14 protein-coding genes and 1 pseudogene are annotated in these 19493 nt (G+C 67.8%); 11 read left to right on the forward strand and 4 right to left on the reverse strand.

The window, feature by feature from the left end; genetic code table 11:
• The first annotated feature begins 108 nt into the window (after positions 1–108).
• Positions 109–2286: a hypothetical protein gene (locus NCO8_RS08915; protein WP_067638044.1), complete on the forward strand. Its 2178-nt coding sequence runs from the start codon at positions 109–111 to the stop codon at positions 2284–2286.
• Here the strand turns inward: NCO8_RS08915 and NCO8_RS08920 are convergent.
• Positions 2279–3205 carry an alpha/beta hydrolase gene (locus NCO8_RS08920; RefSeq protein ID WP_167353258.1) on the reverse strand — a complete coding sequence of 309 codons (927 nt, stop codon included), beginning with the start codon at positions 3203–3205 and terminating at the stop codon, positions 2279–2281. The two genes, NCO8_RS08915 and NCO8_RS08920, sit on opposite strands and share 8 nt — an antisense overlap.
• A 291-nt stretch (positions 3206–3496) precedes the next feature.
• On the opposite strand from NCO8_RS08920, the pseudogene NCO8_RS08925 reads away from it, so the two are divergent.
• A pseudogene (locus tag NCO8_RS08925) lies at positions 3497–4102 on the forward strand (MFS transporter); the annotation flags it as partial.
• 120 nt (positions 4103–4222) lie between these two features.
• On the opposite strand, the gene NCO8_RS08930 reads toward NCO8_RS08925, so the two are convergent.
• Both NCO8_RS08930 and NCO8_RS32140 read right to left on the reverse strand, forming a co-directional pair.
• Entirely contained in the window at positions 4223–5065 is an 843-nt protein-coding gene (locus NCO8_RS08930; protein ID WP_210740973.1) for an ATP dependent DNA ligase, read from the reverse strand.
• Positions 4983–5282: a DNA ligase-like domain-containing protein gene (locus tag NCO8_RS32140; RefSeq protein ID WP_210740972.1), complete on the reverse strand. Its 300-nt coding sequence runs from the start codon at positions 5280–5282 to the stop codon at positions 4983–4985. Before NCO8_RS32140 ends, NCO8_RS08930 begins: the two co-directional genes overlap by 83 nt.
• A gap of 37 nt (positions 5283–5319) precedes the next feature.
• On the opposite strand from NCO8_RS32140, the gene NCO8_RS08935 reads away from it, so the two are divergent.
• From NCO8_RS08935 to mobF, 9 genes are all read left to right on the forward strand, one after another.
• Positions 5320–5568, forward strand: coding sequence for a hypothetical protein (locus NCO8_RS08935; RefSeq protein ID WP_157104840.1), 249 nt, complete (start codon positions 5320–5322; stop codon positions 5566–5568).
• 75 nt (positions 5569–5643) lie between these two features.
• On the forward strand, positions 5644–7452 hold the full coding sequence (locus tag NCO8_RS08940; RefSeq protein ID WP_067637970.1) for a ParB/RepB/Spo0J family partition protein: 1809 nt from the start codon (positions 5644–5646) through the stop codon (positions 7450–7452).
• 142 nt (positions 7453–7594) lie between these two features.
• Entirely contained in the window at positions 7595–8182 is a 588-nt protein-coding gene (locus tag NCO8_RS08945; protein ID WP_067637972.1) for a DUF4192 family protein, read from the forward strand.
• Positions 8183–8352: 170 nt separating this feature from the next.
• Positions 8353–8688, forward strand: coding sequence for a hypothetical protein (locus NCO8_RS08950; protein WP_157104841.1), 336 nt, complete (start codon positions 8353–8355; stop codon positions 8686–8688).
• Between the two features lie 75 nt (positions 8689–8763).
• Positions 8764–9336 (forward strand): single-stranded DNA-binding protein, encoded by a 573-nt coding sequence (locus NCO8_RS08955; RefSeq protein WP_067637974.1) that lies wholly within the window; start codon positions 8764–8766, stop codon positions 9334–9336.
• Positions 9337–9709: 373 nt separating this feature from the next.
• Positions 9710–11323: a hypothetical protein gene (locus tag NCO8_RS08960; RefSeq protein WP_067637975.1), complete on the forward strand. Its 1614-nt coding sequence runs from the start codon at positions 9710–9712 to the stop codon at positions 11321–11323.
• Positions 11324–11483: 160 nt separating this feature from the next.
• Positions 11484–11783: a hypothetical protein gene (locus tag NCO8_RS08965; RefSeq protein ID WP_067637977.1), complete on the forward strand. Its 300-nt coding sequence runs from the start codon at positions 11484–11486 to the stop codon at positions 11781–11783.
• 81 nt (positions 11784–11864) lie between these two features.
• Positions 11865–12359: a hypothetical protein gene (locus tag NCO8_RS08970; protein WP_067637979.1), complete on the forward strand. Its 495-nt coding sequence runs from the start codon at positions 11865–11867 to the stop codon at positions 12357–12359.
• 453 nt (positions 12360–12812) lie between these two features.
• A complete protein-coding gene (mobF, locus tag NCO8_RS08975; protein WP_067637981.1) occupies positions 12813–18713 on the forward strand; it encodes a MobF family relaxase in 5901 nt (1966 codons plus the stop codon).
• A gap of 573 nt (positions 18714–19286) precedes the next feature.
• Here mobF and NCO8_RS32145 read toward each other — a convergent pair.
• Positions 19287–19493, reverse strand: a 207-nt coding sequence (locus NCO8_RS32145) for a hypothetical protein (RefSeq protein WP_218022658.1), incomplete at its 5' end; no start/stop codon positions are given.

The following is a 19493-nucleotide window of genomic DNA, read 5'->3' on the forward strand; positions in this document are numbered from 1 at the left end:
GCTGGTCAAACGTCCATCACCACGCGGGGCATTGTCCGATTCACCTCCATGCCCTAAGCTCCCGCGCTCGTGTGGGTACGCGCGGCGCTCGAACCGCGAAAACAAGTGATGCGGTGGGCAGGACTTGTCGTTGTCGCGGTCCTGGCGGGGTACATCGCGGTGTTGCTCGGCGACGCGCGCCATTTCTACACCGACGATACCGAGGCGCAGTACGTGCCGATGTGGCAGCTGCTCGGCGCCGAGCTCCGCGCCGGCCGGTTCCCGGCGATGGTCCCGTGGGAATGGATGGCGGGCAACTACAGCCTCGAGGAGGCCGGGCTCTACAACCCGGCCCAGCTGCTGGTGTATCTGCTCGCGCCCTCGTTCGACAATCTGGCCGGTTACGCGACGGCCGTGAAGTTCGTGTTCTCCGCGATCGCGGCGCTCGGCGTGTTCCGCATCTGCCTGGCCTACGGTGCGCGGGCGCCGTGGGCGGCGCTGGCCGGTGTGGCGTTCCCCTTCAGCGGCTGGTTCCTGTTCTTCGACGAGGCGAGCTGGTTCACCTCCCAGACGGGCACCGCGTGGCTCGTGCACGCCTGGGCCTCGGCGGTGCTCTACGCGCGCAAACGATCCGGCCCGATCCCGCTGTTCGTGTTCCTGTACCTGGCGCTGACGATCCAATACGTCTTCCCGGCGGTCGAAGCCGCGCTGATGATCGTGGCCGTGGCCGCCGGGGAGTACCTGTATCAGCGCAAGTGGGTGCCGGTGCTGCGGATGCTCACCGCCGCCGGTCTCGCCGCGCTGGCCTCGCTGATCGCGAATCTGCCGCTGCTGCTGTCGTCCCAGGCCACCTGGCGCGGTGACGTCTCGACCATCCACAACGATCCGTTCCTCACGGTGCCGTGGTCGGAATCGCTCAATGCCAGTCTGCCGAGCACGGTTCCGGCGTTCACCGCGTGGTGGGGGCATGTGCAACCACTGCCGATGGTCTACATCGCGTGGTTCGTGGTTCCGGCGCTGGCCTTCATCGATTGGAAGGCGGCGGCGAAGGCGGCGAGCGAGTGGAGCGGCATCGCCCTGTTCGGCGTGGCGACGCTGATGTGGACGGCGGGACCTGGCGCGATCGGGCCGCTGCGCTGGCCCGCACGGGTGTTGCCGATGCTCGCCATCGCCGTGCTCGTGCTCGTCTGCGTCCTGCTCAGCAGGTACGGGGCATTCGCGTCGTCGCGGCGCCGGTACGCGGCGGCGGGCGCGTTGATCGGGCTGCTGTTCATCCGATCCTTCTCTGCGGCACCGGAACTCCTCGTCCGGCATGTGCTCGCCGTCGTCGCGGTCGTGGCGATGGGCGCGGGCGCGCTGTGGCTCGCGCGTCATCGTGGCGTGGCCGCGGCGGCGACGGCGATGATCGCCGCGACCATGCCCATCGCGTTCGCGCAGGTCGCGGCTGCTCCCGAAACCCCTCTGTCCTACGGGTTCCCGGAGCGGCGCTCGGAGATGCTCGCCGCCTTCCCCGATTTCGGCGGGCGCACACTGCAATTGGCCGACCGCATCGCGGTGCGCGACGAGGAGCGCACGCTCGCGGGCACTTACGGATCGATCGCGCTCGGCAGCTATGCCAAGAACATGGGCCTGCAGTACGTGAACGGGTACACCCCTGTCGGGCACGCTGCCTTCGCCGGACTGCTGTGCATGGCGTGGGACGGTGGCACCTGCCCGGACGCCTATCGCCGGGTGTTCGCCGTCGAACCGTCGACCGACACGCCGATCGTCGACCTGATGCGACTGGATCGCGTTGTGCTGCAACGCGCGCAGTACCCGGACGCGGGCGAGAAGCCCGCACCGCCGGGCTGGGCGTTCGTCCGCTACCCCGGCCACGAACACCAGATCTGGGTGCTCGAACGCGTGAATCCGCTGCCCTCCCCCGGTGACATGATCGCGCACGAATCCGGTGTCCACGCCACGGTGATGCCGGAGGCCGGGCTCACCAACCGCGCGACCGTCTCCTCCGGCACCGGCGGGCGGATCGTGTTCTCCCGCCTGGCCTGGCCCGGCTACACGGCCACCCTCGGCCCGAGCGAGATCCCGACCCGCGCGGTGGCGGGCACCTTCCTCGCCGTCGACATTCCGCCGGGCACGCACAACGCCGAGCTCACCATCACCTGGCGCCCGCCCGGCCTGTCGATCAGCCTCACCGCGGCACTGCTCGCCGTGCTGGGGATCGCGGCGCTGCACTGGTGGTACCGGCGCGAGGACGAACCGGCGGTCGAGGAGCCGGCCGCCGAACGCCCCCGCATCGCGGTCAGCTGATCGCGGCGGCCAGGTGCGGCCAGGCTTCGTGCAGGTCGGCCTCGAACTGGCCCCAGGTGTGCGAACCGGTCGGCCGGTGCACGTGCACGGCCGGGATACCCAGCTGGGCGAGGCGCCCGGCGAAGGCGGCCGTGCAGGCGCCCGCGATGGTCTCGAGCGGCGGCATCGGCAGACCACGGTCGGCGGCGCCCGGTGCGCCCGTCGCGGCGGCGAGGAAGATCGACTTGCCCGCGAGGCGACCGGCATTGGCGAAGACGTCGTGCTCGCGCCAGACGGGTCCGCCCGGAACGCCCCACATGTTGCCCGGGTTGCCGCCGCCGCGCACGGCCTGGGCGCTCGCCATCGCGATGCCCATCGGGTCGGCCGCCCACGGGCATCCGCTCAGCGCCGCCACCGCCGAGAACCTCGGGCCGCCCTGGATCGCCAGATCCAGCGCCGACGCCGCGCTCATCGATACGCCTGCGATGGCGTTGCGGCCGTTGGTACCGAGCGCGCCGTCGATCACGCCGGGCAGTTCCTCGGTCAGGTAGGTCTCCCACCGCACGCGCCCGACGGCGGGATCGTCGGAGATCCAGTCGGTGTACAGGGTGAACGCACCGCCGACCGGCATCACCACATTGACGAACTTGTCGGCGAAGAAGTGCCGCACATCGGTGTTGTCCCACCAGGAGATGCCGTCGGCGCCACCGCCGGCACCCGTGAGCAGGTACAGCGTCGGCGCACCCGCGCCCGCCGCCTTGATCACCTTGTTCTGCACGACCCGCCCCATCGCGGGCGAGTACACGTCGATCTGGGCGGCCCGCCCGCCCAACGGCACCTCCCCCGTCACATGAGCCCCCGGATCGGCTGTCGCTCGGCCCCCACCGACAACAGCAACGATCGCGCACACCACAGCAAGCCACAACCTCGATGTAGTCACCGATCCGGTATACCCCCTGCCCCCGGGTTCGACACGGAAACACACGCGCTCGGCCGACAGCGCGACCGGATGGTGACCAGGGTCACTGCGTCCTGGACGTATGTCCTGTGAGGTGCTGGTGAGCTGCTGTTTCCGCCGATAGACGAGCACTCGGCGCCCGGAAAACCAGATGATTTGTGTCGGTGGTGACCGGAATACTTGCCCGCGCCCGATGAGTTGGACCGACGGCCCCCGTCTTCTTTCTTGTGGTGCCCGCACACCCGCCGTTCCCCGCCCCGGAGGTTTACCCGAATGCCAGCCGATATATCCGCACCTGCCGCGAAGGAGCGGACACCAACTGTCATCCGGGTCCTGGTGCTCGCGACCTTCGTCGTGATCCTCAACGAGACCATCATGATCAACGCGATCCCCCGCCTGATGGAGGATCTGAAGGTCACCGAGGTGGCCGCGCAGTGGGTTTCCACCGCGTTCATGCTCACCATGGCGGCGATCATCCCCACCACCGGCTGGTTCCTGCAGCGGGTCACGACCAGGACGGCCTACGCCACGGCGATGGCCACCTTCATGGCGGGCACCGTGCTCTCGGCCGTCGCGCCGACCTTCGCCGTGCTGCTCATCGGCCGGATCATCCAGGCCGGTGGCACCGCGGTGATGATGCCGCTGCTGATGACCACGCTGATGACCGTTGTCGCGGAGAAGGATCGCGGCCGGGTGATGGGCAACGTCACCCTGGCCATCTCGGTCGCCCCCGCGATGGGTCCGGTCGTGTCCGGGCTGGTGCTGCAGATCAGCGTGCCCCAGATCGACTCGTGGCGACTGCTCTTCGTGCTGATGCTGCCGATCACCGGCATCGTCACCTGGCTGGGTCTTCGCCAGCTCGAGAACGTCGGCGAGCCGGTTCGGCATCAGCGTCAGCTCCGCAGCGACCGACAGTCTCTGACCCGACCCTTCCGGCTCGATGCGCGCTGCGGGGTAGCCCGAGAATGCTTGTCAGCTCGAGTGCCCGTCGACGGTGACTTATTGTCGTCCGGTCGGTGTTTCCACCTCATCGACGTCTTTGTCCAGCCGTAGTCCCCGCCAGCTCGGGTGGCGTAGGCGGCCGTCGCCGGTCCACTCGGTGAACGCGACTTCTCCGACCACACACGGTTCGAGCCACACCACCCCGGTCGCGGTCGACCGGAATCCGGGGACCGGTGGGTCCGGGCGTTGCAGCGGCGCCAATCGCTCGTGCAGGTCCGTGAGCATCCCTACGGTGAATCCGGTCCCGACACTGCCCGCGTATTCCAGGTTGCCTCGGTCGTCGGGGACCGCGACCAGCAGCGACCCGATCTTTCCGGCCCGTCGGCCCGTCCCGGTTTTCCAGCCGATGACCACCACCTCCTGGTGGGACACGTTTTTGACCTTGGTCCAGGCGGGACTGCGTTGCCCGGGCAGGTACCAGCTGTCGCGGCGCTTGCAGATGATTCCCTCGGCTCCGAGCGCCTGCGAGGCGGCCAGGGCGTCGGCGGCCGGCCCGGGAAGCAGGCCGGGAATTCGCCAGTGCGGTCCGGCCAGGCCGGTGAGTTCGAGCAGTTCGCGCCGTTGAGGGTAGGGCAGCCCGGTCAGGGATCGGTCGCCGATGTGGAGCAGGTCGAAAATCATGAACGTCGCCGGTGAGGTCTGGGCCAGGGTTGCGATGGTGGCCGGGTTGCGTTGGTGCATTCGCGGGGCCAATGCCCGGAACGAGGACCGGCCCGCGACTTCGATGACGATCTCACCGTCGACGACGAAACCGGGTTCAGCCGGGGCGAGCCCGGCCAGTTCCGGCCCAGGCCGAGGTGATGTCGTTGCCGTCGCGCGATTCCAACCGCAACCGCTCATCGACGTAGGCCAGGGCCCGGATCCCGTCGTGCTTGAGCTCGAAGGCCCACCGCCCGTCGTCCACCGGCAACGCACCCGCGGCGGCCAGCATCGGCGCGTACCGCGGTAACCCACTCACCAGCTTCTCGCCATCACCACACCCTTCCGCACCACCCGACACCAGCAAACATCCAGCGTAACCCTGACCTGGGTGGTCGTCGGCCACCGCGCCGCGCATGCCACGCGATCACCCCTTGACCGAACAGGAGTCCCGCATGAGCACAACCCCACCCGCGATCGACGTCACCGTCGTGGAGTCGATCTCACGGTCCGAGTTCGCCGGACGCGAGCACCTCGGCACCGCCGGACCCGCCACCATGCTCGCCGACAACCCCGTCATCGAGCTGTGGTGTGAACAGGCGCGGGGTTGGCGGGGACGGTTTTGGACCTACAGGCCCGACGAGACCGGGGCGCTGCGGCTGTATCCGCTCAACGTGGCCCGCCGCTCCCGCACCACCCGCTGACCTTCGTCCACTCTCGGCGCGCTCCGGCTTCTGCTGATCGGCGCGTCGTTGTCGTCCTCTACGCAAGGAGCTTTCGTGTCCACCACCACCATCGAGCCCGACACATCCGCCGACCTGGATCAGGAGTCCTCGCCAGGAACCGACGCCACCCTCACCGTGCTCGCCCCGCTGCCCGCGGCCGCCGAGGCCGTGAGCATGGACCCCGCTGATCTGGTCATCGGGCACAACGTGCGTCCCGAAGACCAGATCGATCTCGACGCCCACCCGAAAGAGGTCGAGTCGATCCGGCGGTTCGGGGTGCGCGATCCGATCCTGGCCCAGCGCGGCCCCGACGGACACGTCGTGGTCGTCGACGGCCAGGTCCGCGCGTTGATCGCCCGCACCCTCGGCCTTGCGAAGGTGCCTGTCTATGTCGAGGCCACCGACCGGTCGATCGATGATCCGGAGCGGTTGATCGATCGGGCGTTGGATCAGATCAACCTCAACGACCGGCGCATCGAGTTGACCGATTCGGCGCGTGCGGCCGGGGTGGCCTACATGCTCGACCTCGGTGCCACCGCCACCCGTATCGCCGAGGGTCTGCAAATCGACACCGCACGGGTTCGTAAGGCCGGGAAGATCGGCCGATCGAGCACGGCCCGAAACTTGTTGGATTCCAGCGCGTTCAGTCTTGACCAGCTCGAGGTGATCGCCGGATACGAACAGCTCGGCGACTACGCCGCGGTGGAGAAGTTGTCGGCTGTGCGGTGGAACTTCGACTACGAAGCCGAGATGATCGCCGCCGACCGTGCCCGACGCCGCGACCGGCTCACAGCCGCCCTGCCCTATGCCGCGGTCGGGCACCCGATCCTGGCAGTGGAATCCGTCGAGGTCGACCTCGACACCTATGTACCGGTCGACGACCTTGTCGACACCAACGCCGAACCGGTTTCCCCTGAGGCGATCGACGCCGAACCAGGACGGTGGGCGGTGGCGATGGAACTGATCGAGGACGCCGAACTCTTCGACCCCACCACCGATGAGGTCATCGACCCCGACACCGTCGATTTCGACGCCGACCTCCCCAACACCGAACCCGCCGACGGGCTGCGCAGCGCCGCCGGATTGGAGTACCGGGACGTGTGGATGCCGAGCTACTACCTGCCCGTCGACCAGCTCGACGCCGCCGGGCTGCACCGCCGAGACCCCGACACCAGCGGTGACCGTCCCGAAGACGGCGAGGGTGGCAGTGAGGGTGCTGGTGGTGATCTTGCCCGGGTCGCTGCCGAACAGGCGGCAGCGGACAGCGCCCGGAAACGTGAGGAACGGCGCCGGGTGATCGAGCTGAACAAACGCGGCGCCGCCGCGAAGAAGCGGCGACTGGAATTCCTGGCGCGGGTGCTCACGTTGCGGACCCCACCACCGGGCAGCGCCGAGCTCGTCGCGACCTCACTGGCGCGCGACACCACCCTGCTCGGCGGAACCCGCGCCCGGACACTGGCATTGACCCTGTTCAACGCGAACAACAGCACCGGCCTCACCGACACTGCGGCATCAGCGGTGGCGGGCAGGGCGTGGGTGATCACGCTCGGGCTCGTGCTCGCCGCCCACGAATCAACCCTCGACAAGGACTGCTGGCGCACCAACACATGGCAGGCCACCACCGTCTCGGCCTACCTGCACTTCCTCGCCGCGGTCGGTGAACACCTGGCCAGCCGGGGACGTGCCAGCGACCGCAACGAACAGTTCCGGCTCGTCGACGTCGAACTAGCCGCCGCCGGCGATCTCGACTACCGCACCATCCCCCTCGACCAGAACTCCACGACCGTCCCCGCCATGGACGAGCGCGGGACCGTCGACGACAACGACCCCCCGGAAGAGGAGCAGCTCGCACACGCCGCGTGAGGGCCGCGGCGGTCCGAATCCACGGAATCGATTCGGACCGCCTCACCCCCACGCTTCGACAGAGCGCTTCCACTACCCAACCGGAATGAGGCCCGTGATGTTCACCCGGTTCCGAGATCGTCGGAGTTGCGAGTTCGATTCTGTGGCAACCGATCAGGCATCGCCGGTGCGGCAGCTCCGCAGCATCCCCGACGCCCCGACCCCCGCCCTGGTCGACGAGGTGCTCTCCCACCTCGCTGACGCTATTGGTCGCGACCGGGCCGAGCTCGCTGCCGCACGTTCTCCTGACCGCGTTCTCGATCTACGCCGTGAGCGCACGGTGTGGCTGCTGTTTCAGATAAGCACCGCGCAAGAAGAACCTGTCGGGGCACAGGATCTGGCCTTGGCCGTCGCGCTGCTGCGCGACCGGACTATCCGCGACATCATGTACGGCCTCGCCCGCAGCGAGTACCACGGAGCGGCGGAGGCACTGTGGCTCCAGATCGCGGCGGCGACCCACGGTCACGACCGCGCCGAAGCCGTCACCTTGTTCGCCTACAGCGCCTACCACCACAACAACACCGCGCTCGCCAGGACCGCCCTTGCCACAGCCCTCGACGCCGACCCGACCCACCCCATCGCGGTGCTGCTGGCAAACGCGCTCGACGAACACTTGCCACCCCAACAGATCCGGGCACTCGCCGAGGCCGCACTGGTGATCGCGGCCGAACTCGGCATCGACATCACCTGACCCGCAGCGGCCAGGACCCCAGCCCCGATACCCGCTGGTGTTCGCGCGCATCTGTCACAGGCGCCCGACGCCATCACCGAGATCTACCACCCGACCGTCATCTAGCAGGCGCTTCCCCGGATCCACCTGTGTATCCGCACACCCTGTGTGGCGGTCGTGGGTGCACTCGGTTGCGAGATCGTCTCCGTCACGAGTACCGCTACTACTTCGTCCGGCGCAAGGCACCGCTGAGTTCGATTCTGTGGCAACGAATCATGGGCCGCGAGTACGTCAGCGGCGGAATGTTCCCGATGTGGATCGCGTGGACCTACTGCGACGGCGGGCTCGAAGTGAGCTACGGCGCACCCGGTGACAACCACCTCACCATCCACATCCATGACCCGGACAACACCGTCGTCGGCACGGTCGTCATCCCATTGACCTACCGGCAGGCCAAGAAGATCGATTCCGGTTTGCGGCAGGCCTTTCGTCTCAGCCGCGCACTTGGCGGCACGTCGCAGGACTGAAACGAACCGACGCCGCGTACTGCGTAGCGCCCCATCGAATGAGTCTTATCCACCCTCAGAGCTAAGGAGTTCGCCATGGCCGGAGACACGGTCATCACAGTCATCGGAAATCTGACCTCCGATGTCGACCTGAGGTTCGTCCCCGCGGGTGATGCGGTCGCGCATTTCACCGTCGCCTCGACCTCGCGGGTGTTCGACCGCACCACCAATCAGTGGCGTGATGGGGAAGCGTTGTTCTTGCGCTGCAACATCTGGCGCGAGGCCGCGGAAAATGCGGCTGAGTCGCTGACCATGGGCGCGCGTGTCATCGTCGCGGGGCGGCTCAAGCAACGCAGCTACCAGACCCGTGACGGGGACAAGCGCACGGTGTTCGAGCTCGAGGTCGACGAAGTCGGGCCGAGCTTGCGGTTCGCGCGCGCCCAGGTCAACCGCACCGGACGCAGACCGAACAGCGGCAGCGGCAACGGGTTCGGCGTCGACAACCCTCCCCCCGTCACCTCTGCGGCCGAGCCCGCCACCGCTGCGCGGACCTCGGATGCTTCTGACCCGTGGTCCACCTCCGCCCCGGCGGGCGGGGGCAGCGAAGCGTGGGCCGAGCCCGTGCTGGCCGGTGTCGGTGTGGGTGATTTCGGACAGCCACCGTTGTGACCTGACCCGGTTCTGCGATCCCGTTGCGGTGGCGAGCGGGCAGGTAGGTGGTGGGTCGGGGCACCGTGCTGGGGTGGGCCCAGCCGCTCGAGGGCTACCAGGCCATCGTGCGCCACGCCGTCGGGCCCGCGCCCGGCGGAAACGAATCCCCCGCGCCCGTCCCAGCCGCGGCCGGCGGATGGGGTTGTGCGCGCGGGGAATTCGCCCCCCGCACGCAGATGGCGCGTTCCCGCCGTCGTGTCGCCCGCTGTCCTGGTGAACAGCCCTCGGCTGGGCCCACCCCAGCCCGGCACCCCTATTTCGCGAAAAGCGTGGCAGTTCCAGCGCGCCCGGGTGCCGAACCATCTCACCGTCCACAGTCAGGAGAACAGCTGTGTCCGTTCACGCACCCACCGTCTCCCCCGCGATCACCCTCACCACCTACAGTGTCGAGCCCGGGTTCGACCGGCACGATCTCACTCTGTCTGCCTCCGATATCACCGCCGCCGAGCCACCGTCCGATGAGCCAGCCACCAAATCGGTGGTGGCGGTGCCGGATACGAGGTCGTTCCTGGATGCGATCGAAGCGATCGAGCTCACCTTCGACACCGATCGCAAAGCCGCGATCGCGATGTTCCGTCCAGCGTTGGACTTGGCGACCGACGCCGACTGGGACGTCCTGGATTTCATGGTCGAGTGCTTCACCCTCTACCCGCGTGAGTCCGCGCTGCTGCGCCTGCGTGCCCGCTGGTCCGCCGGTGACGAAATCGAACGCGAACGGTTGGTGCGGTTGGTCCCCGACACCGACCCCGGCCTGCACTCCCACGACAACCACGCCCTGGCCCAGCTCATCGAAACCCGCGCCAGGACCAATCGCACCAGCGTGGCCGAGGAATTCGCGAAGTTTCAGGTCCAGCTCGCCGCTGCCGAGATGCCCCGCCCGTCCATCCGGACCTGGCGCAACCCGCTGCCGCGCCTGGCCATGCCCGCCTCCCGCCGCATCGATGCCGTCCGCCTCAGCCCCGAGCAGATCCGGGCCCGCGCCCTCGCACGTGGCAAGCGTCGCCCCGCCGAGCGGGAACCACTCGAGGTCACCGCGTATGTGCGGGAGAGCTTGTTCGTCGACACCGAGGTTGTCGAACAAGCCCGCCTGCGCCAACGCTGGGCCGAGCTGATCGCGCGCGGAGTCACCCTCACCACCGGTGCGCCCCGGGGTTGGACACCGCGCCGCCCCGGTGAACGGGCACCGCTGCCCGCCGACCTGGCCGAGGCGATGTGGGATCACCAGTACTGCGTGCACGTCGCCGATCAACGCGACCACGACCGCGCCTTGGCCGGGGAATCGACCAAGTCCCCCGAACACTCCCACGCGTGGGCCGCCGAACGGACCGGGCTGCGTTCACGCGCCGACCGACGAGAGGGGTTCGTGTTCCAGGGCAACGGTCTCGACGACTTCGCCACCGCGATGACTCCGGTCGCCGGGTGGCGGTGCGTGTCCTGCTTCGTCGAACGCCCCACCACCGACCAACGCCCCGTCCACGCCCGCGACGGAGTGTTGCGCAGCGACGACGGACTGTGTGACTACTGCCGGTGCGAGAACCGCGCCGGGCTGCCCGCGTTGCCCGCCGGGTTCACCGTCGCCGATCTCGCTGCCACCTACTGCACCTATTTCGTCGAGCACTACCGCGACTCCGCCTACGCGCTCATCGCCGAGGTCCGTCGTCGCGCACCGGAATGGTTGATCACCGTGATCGACCGATTCCTGACCGCCCACCCGGACCTGCCCGGCACCCCGGCACCGGTCGACGCCGACTCCGACACCGTACCGGCGCCCGCGGTGTCCACGCGCCGCCGCGGACCGATGGTGCCACCCGGACAACGGCCCGGCCGGTGCGAGGGCTGCACCCGCTACACCCCTGTGCACGACGACGGGTTCTGCACACAGTGCCGGGTCCACCTCGGCCTGCACATCCCCACCCCACGCGAGCGTCAACTCGTCGCCGCCTGACCCACCCCACCGCACGTCGTCGGCTGGGGCACCGCCAGATCCGGGGTGCCCCAGCCGGTGTGCTTCACCTCGAGGAGGCTCGCCTGTGTTTCATCGCGCCCGTCATGCCCGCGCTCGCCGCGGGTTCCTCCGTCAACGTCGGCGCCGCCTCACACAGGTGATGATCACCGTCCACCTGGCGGCCGATCCTCGCTCGACGATCTACGGTCATCGCCCCGGTGACCCGTACCTGTTGGCCGATCGGTTCCTGCTCGACCGTCTCGGCGATACCGACGACTTCGCGGTCCTCGACCGGGTCTTCGCGGCACTCAACGACCACCCGCACCCCGCCGACGTCGAGCACACGCGCCGCTGGTACCGACACGGCCACCGATCCCTGTCGGTCGGCGACATCGTCACCATCGACCACCGCCGCTACGCCTGCACACCCTGGTCATGGGACACGCTCCCCACCGACTGAACGGACGCGCCCTGCGCCTCGGGCCGCGCCAACCTCGCGCCCGCACCACCGCATCCCCACACGATCCGAAAGCCAACACTCATGGGCCAACACTTCAAACCTGTCTTCCTCGCCGAGGACTCCGATACCGTCATCGGCCACCTCGATCCAGGGATCTTCTTCAAACTCGCCGAGCACGCCGACCGACGCGATGACTGGTTCGTCTCCGACGTCGCACGAATCCTCACGACACCGACGCGCATCGCGTGGGTCGGCGAGTACAGCGATCCCGAACCCGGCACCGAACCGCCTATCAACCTCCATGGCCTCGCCGAGGACCTGCCCGAGACACCGGTCGCCGATGTCGTGCCCGGGACGTATCTGATCAACCACGACCGCCGCGTCTACCTCCTCGTTGACTCCACGCCCGACGAACACGAGGTTCATCCCCTTCCCGCGCTCACTCTTGAAGGCGCCGAGGGCGACATCGAGGACGCCCACGGCCAGATCGGGTCCTGGGCGCGCCAACGCATCAGCGTCGCCGACACCGCGCCCCCCGGATACACCGCGATCCAGTTCCGCGCCTGGTTCGACTGACCCACCGCCACCCGCCCGCGGGTGCCGTAGCAAGCATCGCTCGCTGTCGGTTGGCGACGTCGTCGCGATCGGCGGTCGCCGCTACCCCTGCGCGCCCCCGGCTGGGCGCCGATCGCGCCGCCGGGCTGACGCGCCCGGCGGCGGGGTGGGGATCACTCGCGTTCCACCGGCTGATCCCCGCCCGAAACTCCCGCATCACCCTCCCTCTGCTCACCATCGCTGCACCCAGTCCATGCTTCCTCGCTCCGCCTATCGCCATCCCTCCCGCGCCTCTTCCGCGCTCCCCCACACCTCCCCTTCGCTTCTCTCCGCCCATTTAGAAGGCAGACATCTGGCATCTCGGATAACGATCCAATAACACCCGTCTCGAAAATTGTCCATCGTTGCCCAGAGTTGTCGAATGGAATTAAATGTCGCTTGCGGCAAGCGAATTCGCTGGTGCCTCATGGAGGCATGGTCGCGACTATTCATCGAGTCGCCGCAGGAAACGGCTACCAATATTATCTGCGTCAAACCGCCGCCAACGACCGAACCGCTCGCGGGCGGTCCTCCCTGTCGCAGTACTACTCCGATCACGGTGAAGCACCCGGACGCTGGCACGGCACCGGACTGGACGCCCTCGACCTCACAGCCGGGTCGGAAGTGACCGAGTCCCAGATGAAGTCACTGTTCGGGGAAGGTCTTCACCCGAACGCCGAGCAGATCAAGACCGACGTCTACGCGCAGCAGATCGTGCTCGGCGCAAGCGACCGCGAAGCCACCCGCGCGGCCGAGAAGGCAACGAAATTGGGCAACAAGTTCGCCGTCTACGAGGTTCGGTCGGAGTATCGGAAGCATTGCTCTCAGGCCTACCGCGCACATAATTCAGGACGGAATATAGAGCCCACTGCCGCCATTTCCGACGACGAACGCGCACGCATTCGCACACACGTGGCGACCGAAATGTTCACCGACGAGTACGGTCGCGCACCCCTGAACGCGAGAGAGTTGTCGGGTTGGGTCGCCAAGAACTCCCGCGTCAACCAGGCCGCGCTAGCCGGTCTCGAGATCACCTTCTCCCCGGTGAAGAGCGTGTCGGTGTTGTGGGCGTTGGCCCCACCGGATATGGCGCGGCGGTTAGAGGCTGCCCACCAGCGCGCGATCCGTGACGCGTTGGCGTGGCTGGAACGCAACGCCGTGTTCACCCGGCTCGGCCGCAACGGCGTCCGCCACGCCGAAGTCGAAGGCATCGTCGCGGCGTGCTTCACCCATCGCGACAGCCGCGCAGGCGATCCCGACCTCCACACCCACGTCCTGGTCGCCAACAAAGTCCGCACCCTGGACGGCAAGTGGCGCACGATCGACTCACGTCTGTTCCATGAAGCGGCCGTCACGGTCTCGGAAATATACGACTCCCGCCTCGAGCACTACCTCGAACTCACCCTCGGCCTGCAGTTCGAAACCCGCCCCGACCGCGACATCCACCAGGTCCCGATCCGCGAAGTCATCGGCGTCCCGCTGGAACTGATCCATGCCTGGTCGCAACGAGGCACCGCGATCAACGCACGCTTGGACCGGCTCACCGCCGATTTCCAGGCAACCTTCGGCCGCGAACCCACCCCGGAAGAGGTCTACGGTCTCGCCGATCGAGCGACGTTGGACACCCGCCCGGCCAAACACCTTCCGGAATCACACACCCAGCAACGGCAAACCTGGCTAGCCCAAGCCACCACGGTGCTCGGTGGCCGTGAACCCGTTGAAGCGGTGATGGTGGCCGCGGTGTCGGTGCCACCGATACCGCGGCCGGACCCCGATGCCGCGTTCATCGCCGCGGCCGCCGAACGTGTGCTGGCCGCTGTATCGGAGCGGCGCTCGACGTGGCGGCCGTTCAACCTGCGCGCCGAAGTCGAACGCCAGCTCCGCGGCCGGATCAGCCCCGCCGACTGGGCCTGGGTTCCCGACAAAGTCGTCGCCGCAGCACTCTCACCGCGGTCTACGATCGCGCGCGGTGATCCCGACCTCACCGAAGAACCCGGGCTACGCGCCGTGCCGGCATGGTTGCGCCACCGAGATGGCACCCCGGTTCACGTTCGTCCGAACTCCCAGATCTACACCACCGAAACCACTCTCGACATCGAAGCCGCGCTCATCGAACTGTCGGTCGAGCCCGGCGCCCGCACCCTGGACCCCGACCTGCTGACCAACGCGGTCACCGACTACAACACCGCCCATCCTGATCGGCCGCTCAATGCCGGCCAGGTCGGTGTGATCTCCTCCTTCGCCACGTCCGCGTTGCGCGTGCATACCGCCAACGCCCCGGCCGGCACCGGCAAGACCACCGCCATGCAAGTCCTCACCAGCGCATGGCATTCCAGCGGCGGTACCGTCCTCGGAATGGCCCCCACCGCTGCCGCGGCCGCGGTTCTCGGGGAGTCGATCGGCACCCGCGCCGAAACCGTCGACAAGCTCCTCGACGTCATCAACCGCCATACCGTTGGTGCGGATTCACCGACGATCGTGCGGGATCATCCGCCGTCGTTGCCGCAGTGGGTCCTCGATATCGACAACACGACGCTGGTGATCGTCGACGAGCACGTCAAACTCGGCAACACCAAACGCCTGCAGCTGCTGCAGTTCCTGTCCCGACGCGGGGCCACGGTGCGCTGTATCGGAGACGACAAGCAACTGCCCGCGATCGACGCCGGTGGCGCCGACGCCGACATGAACGCCGCCTCCCCCGAACAAACCGTGACGCTGTCACACGTCGTCCGGTTCGCCTCCACCGGCGAAGCAACCGCCTCGATCGGGCTGCGCGAGGGGGACCCGGCCGCGTTGGCCTGGTATCTGGACAACAACCGCATCCATGCCGGGCACACCGGATCGGTCTACGACGACACCTACACAGCATGGGCCACCGACCACAACACCGGTCGCGACACGGTCATGTTGGCACCCACCCACGAAGTCGTGACCGCGCTCAACGCACGCGCCCGCGCCGACAGACTCACCCGAACCGACACGAAACCAGAGATCGAAGTGGCCCTCGCGGACGGGCTTTGCGGCTCTGTCGGTGACACCGTGCGCACCCGACGCAACAACCCCAAGCTGCGTTTCGGCGACACTGGCTGGGTCCGCAACGGCTACTCCTGGACCATCACCGCCGTCCACGAGGACGGTTCAGTGACGGTGTCGCACCGACGCGGCGGCACCGACAGCGACAAAACCGTCCGACTTCCGGCCGAGTACGTGCGCGCACATGTGCATCTGGGGTACGCCGCGACGATCGATTCCGCGCAGGGAATCACCGCCGACGCCTGCCATGTCGCGTTGTCCGGGCGCGAATCCCGCCAACAGTTCTACGTCGCGATGACCCGCGGCATCCACGCCAACCACGCCTACGTCGCGACCGCTCTCGACGGCGCCGAAGGCTCGATCTACACCGAACCCGCCGTCTACCCACGCACCGCGGTAGAAGTACTTCAACGCGTCCTGGCTCGCGACGGGGCCCAGAAATCCGCGCACACCGAACTTCGCGATGCCCTCGACCCCGCGTTGCGCATCGGACGGGCGGTCGATATCTACCTCGACACCCTCGGCCTGACTGCCGAACACGCCCTCGGCAGCGACCGTCTCACCGAACTCGACCACGCCGCCGACACCATCCACCCCGACCTGACCGACAGCCCCGCCTACCCGGTCCTGCGTCAACACCTGGCCCTCATCGCACTCACCGGCGCCGACCCCGTCGCCGCTCTCCGCGCCGCCGCGGACAATCGGGAACTCGACACCGCCGATGACCCTGCTGCGGTGCTGGACTGGCGACTGGACCCGTCCGGTGCCCATTCCGCCGGCACCGGACCGTTGAGTTGGACGCCTGGCCTGCCCCACGGCGTCACCAATGAGGCTCTGGCCGCGCCTGTTCGGGCCCGCGAGCGGATCGTGTCCGCCCTCGCCGAACAAATCCGTGACTCCGCGCGACGGTGGACGCCGGGCATCGCACCCGCGTGGGCGCGCCCACTTCTCGGGACGGATCCCGCGTTGTTAGGTGAGCTCGCGGTGTGGCGGGCAGGACTCGGGGTCCCCGACACCGACACCCGACCCACCGGACCCGACCGCTACACCGGCCTCGAACGCCTGCACCAGAAACGTCTGCACCAACGCGTCATCGACGCCTACGGTGACCCCGCGCTGCCACGCAATCGATGGGCCGAGGTCGTCGACGACATCGATGCTCGCATCAGCACCGACACCTTGTGGCCGGTCGTGGCCGACAAAATCGACCTCGCCGACCGCGCCGGACTCGACATCACCACCCTGCTCACCGACGCCGCCGCACAACGAGCATTGCCCGATGAGATGCCCGCTGCGGCCTTGTGGGCGCGCCTGGAACTGGAACCCTCCGCCCTCGACACCACCGGCACCGACCCTCTCCACCCCGACTGGTTACCCGACCTCGAAGCTGTCCTCGGCACCGACACGGCCGAATTGCTGACCACCGAACCGGCCTGGCCTCGGGTCGTCGCCGCCGTCGAACGCGCCACCAAATCCTGGTCCCCCCGGGATCTGCTCTTCACTGCCTACGAACTTCTCCAAGGCGCGCAGCCCGACGATGCCGCACCGCTGCGTCCCGATCAACTCGCGGCGGCACTGGCCTGGCGCATCGACGCACTGCACCACCACACCCCGACACCGCCACCGCCTGCCCAACACGCTGAACAGGCAGCGCCTGCACCGAGCACACCGGACGTCGGCAGCGAGCCCACGGTCACCGTCGCTACAGCCGAGCGGGCCAAGCACGAAGCCGAGGACGCTCCTGTCGCTGCCGCTGTCAGCGAACCTGCCGAGGGCGACCTCACCACCGGCATCGACCGCATTGCCGAGTTGTTCGCGAATGGGCAGGTCGCCGACGCTGTCGCTGCGTTCCGAACCTTCAATACCGGACTGTCCGACGATGAACAAGCGGTCCTCACCGCTATCTCGGAAACGCTATACCAGTACAGTTTCCCCGTCGCGCGAGCCCGACTCCGCTGGGCTGCACAGCAATTCCCGCAACACAAAGCGCTGATCCAGGCGTGCACACCCACGACAGATCCACGCGTCTTCCGCCGTGACACCGAACCCGACCACGACCGACCTCGACCCGTCTACGACCACCGCGAACGCTTCGACCCCACGGTCACACCGGCTGCTTTTGTCCCGATTCAGGCCGCAGGCAACGACGTGGTCGATACCTATCTCGCCGACCCTGACACGCTCGACCGCCGCGATCCGACGTCGACGACCACCGCCCGGGCGGCATCGGGTGGGTTTCCGATCGACTACGACCGGGCCGCGATACCCGCCATCGTCGGCCTGCCGTGTGTCGATTGCAGCATCGAACGTCCTGGCAACGCCAGCTCTCCCGTGCCCCCCAGAATCTCCGACGACGGCCTGTGCCACGACTGCCGCGACAACGAACGGCCAGGCACCCCCGAACACAACCCGGCAGAACACCTCCCCGCACGCTGCGCCCACATCGCCGAAGCTCACTCCGCGCCCGCGGCTTTGGCGATGCTGCGCCGCGACTGGCGCACACTCGACCAGTCCGGGCGCGCACTCATCGAGCAATGGCTGACCGACAACCCGCTCACCGAACAACCACTTCCCATCCTGACCCCGCTGCAACGTCTCTCCGACCGCGCGCTCGCCGAGGCGATCGACGGACTTACCCAGCGGCTCAGCAACATCGCAACAGAGGCCGAAATCTTCACCCCGATTCGGCAGCACGACTCCCATGCGGTACCAGACCCGAGCGTGGCCGAACACCGACAAGCCGCCGAGGACGCACAACTGGCCGCCCGCCAGCACGCCCATGAACTCGACACCGCTATCCGAGGCCTCCACGCAACCGCAGCCGCACTCGACACCTCGCGGGAGGAACTCGACGCCCTGCCAGTGACGCGCCGCCGCCAGCGCAAGGCCCTGCAAGAACGCATCAACACCTTGGTCCGCGAACACCGTGGACGCAGCGACGCGCACGAACAGATTCGCAGCGCCGCACGGGCCGCGAACCGTCACGCCAACGAGCTGCTTGCCCTTGCCGAACGCACCGCCGCCGAGGACGAAAGCCGCCGTCTCGCGGAACAGACACGCGCAACCAGCAGCACTACGAACGAACGCGGACAAGTAGCCGCGGCACTACAAAGTGGGCTGGGTGCCGAACTCGCCGACCACCGTGCAGAACAACAAAGAAGACAAGGGCTTTCACACCGGCAGCGACGTCTCGAGGAACGTGCCCGTGCCGAACATGTGACCACGGCAGAGGATTTCAGCTCATACGGGTTCACGCACCTAGACGGGAACAAGCCGAGTCCAGGGCCGGACCTCGGTCGATGACCACACAATCTTGCGGTAGCCGAGCGAGGGTGTGGCCTTGGATCGCGGCCTGGTTTCCCGGAAGTGGAAAGACCTCAGCGGTCTCGCCGGACATCCGATGCGACGACGACCAAGGTGTCCCCGGAATCTCCGCAAGCTTGCCGAGTCAAGGCTCAGCAATCAGGATTGCCTGGTGCTCCCAGGCTGTACTACACAGGACCGCTGACCCGAATGACCAACTTCACCGAACGAGAGCGCAACGGCAATCGAGCCTGCCCCCTCCGGCAGGTATTCGATTCCGGAATTCTCCTGCGACGAATACCCGTTCCGATCGACGAACCAAGGAGCTGCACAACCGCCGGGCGCGGTATTGCCGCCGAACGGCAGGACATTCCCGGGCTGCCAGATCACCGATCCGCCGCGCGTGGAACCATCTCGGACAGGGCCGTCGGGCTACAGCGTGTGTATGGTGCCGACGACCCTCTGTCCAGCCGAGGGCACCGTCGTACCCCATTCCACTGGCGCCACAATCCACGCGCCCGCCGTACCGCTCGTGGCGTGCGAGCCTGAGGTGAGGCCGCACGAGGAAGACGTTCAGCGATCTCGCGTTCCAGGCCTCCCGTTTTCGGCGATGACGTAAGCCAATTCGGTCAGCTCGTGCGGTCCCCGATCGCCTGCGCACTCGTCGCAAATATTGATCATCCGGCCGCCCAGCGGGGCTGCGAAAGCCGGTAGGCCGGTGTCTTGCTCGAGCTCTTCATCCCACTCGATGGTGGTCTCCAACTGACATACGTCGCCCCT

This window comes from Nocardia coubleae NBRC 108252, assembly GCF_001612805.1.
Classification (GTDB): domain Bacteria; phylum Actinomycetota; class Actinomycetes; order Mycobacteriales; family Mycobacteriaceae; genus Nocardia; species Nocardia coubleae.

Bases quoted from the DNA above. Each gene is read 5' to 3' on its own strand.
- NCO8_RS08915 (WP_067638044.1), top strand. From the start codon at position 109: ATGCGGTGGGCAGGACTTGTCGTTGTCGCGGTCCTGGCGGGGTACATC.
- NCO8_RS08930 (WP_210740973.1), bottom strand. From the start codon at position 5,065: ATGAGCGGTTGCGGTTGGAATCGCGCGACGGCAACGACATCACCTCGG.
- NCO8_RS32140 (WP_210740972.1), bottom strand. From the start codon at position 5,282: ATGCGCGGCGCGGTGGCCGACGACCACCCAGGTCAGGGTTACGCTGGA.
- NCO8_RS08935 (WP_157104840.1), top strand. From the start codon at position 5,320: ATGAGCACAACCCCACCCGCGATCGACGTCACCGTCGTGGAGTCGATC.
- NCO8_RS08955 (WP_067637974.1), top strand. From the start codon at position 8,764: ATGGCCGGAGACACGGTCATCACAGTCATCGGAAATCTGACCTCCGAT.
- NCO8_RS08965 (WP_067637977.1), top strand. From the start codon at position 11,484: ATGATCACCGTCCACCTGGCGGCCGATCCTCGCTCGACGATCTACGGT.
- NCO8_RS08970 (WP_067637979.1), top strand. From the start codon at position 11,865: ATGGGCCAACACTTCAAACCTGTCTTCCTCGCCGAGGACTCCGATACC.
- mobF (WP_067637981.1), top strand. From the start codon at position 12,813: ATGGTCGCGACTATTCATCGAGTCGCCGCAGGAAACGGCTACCAATAT.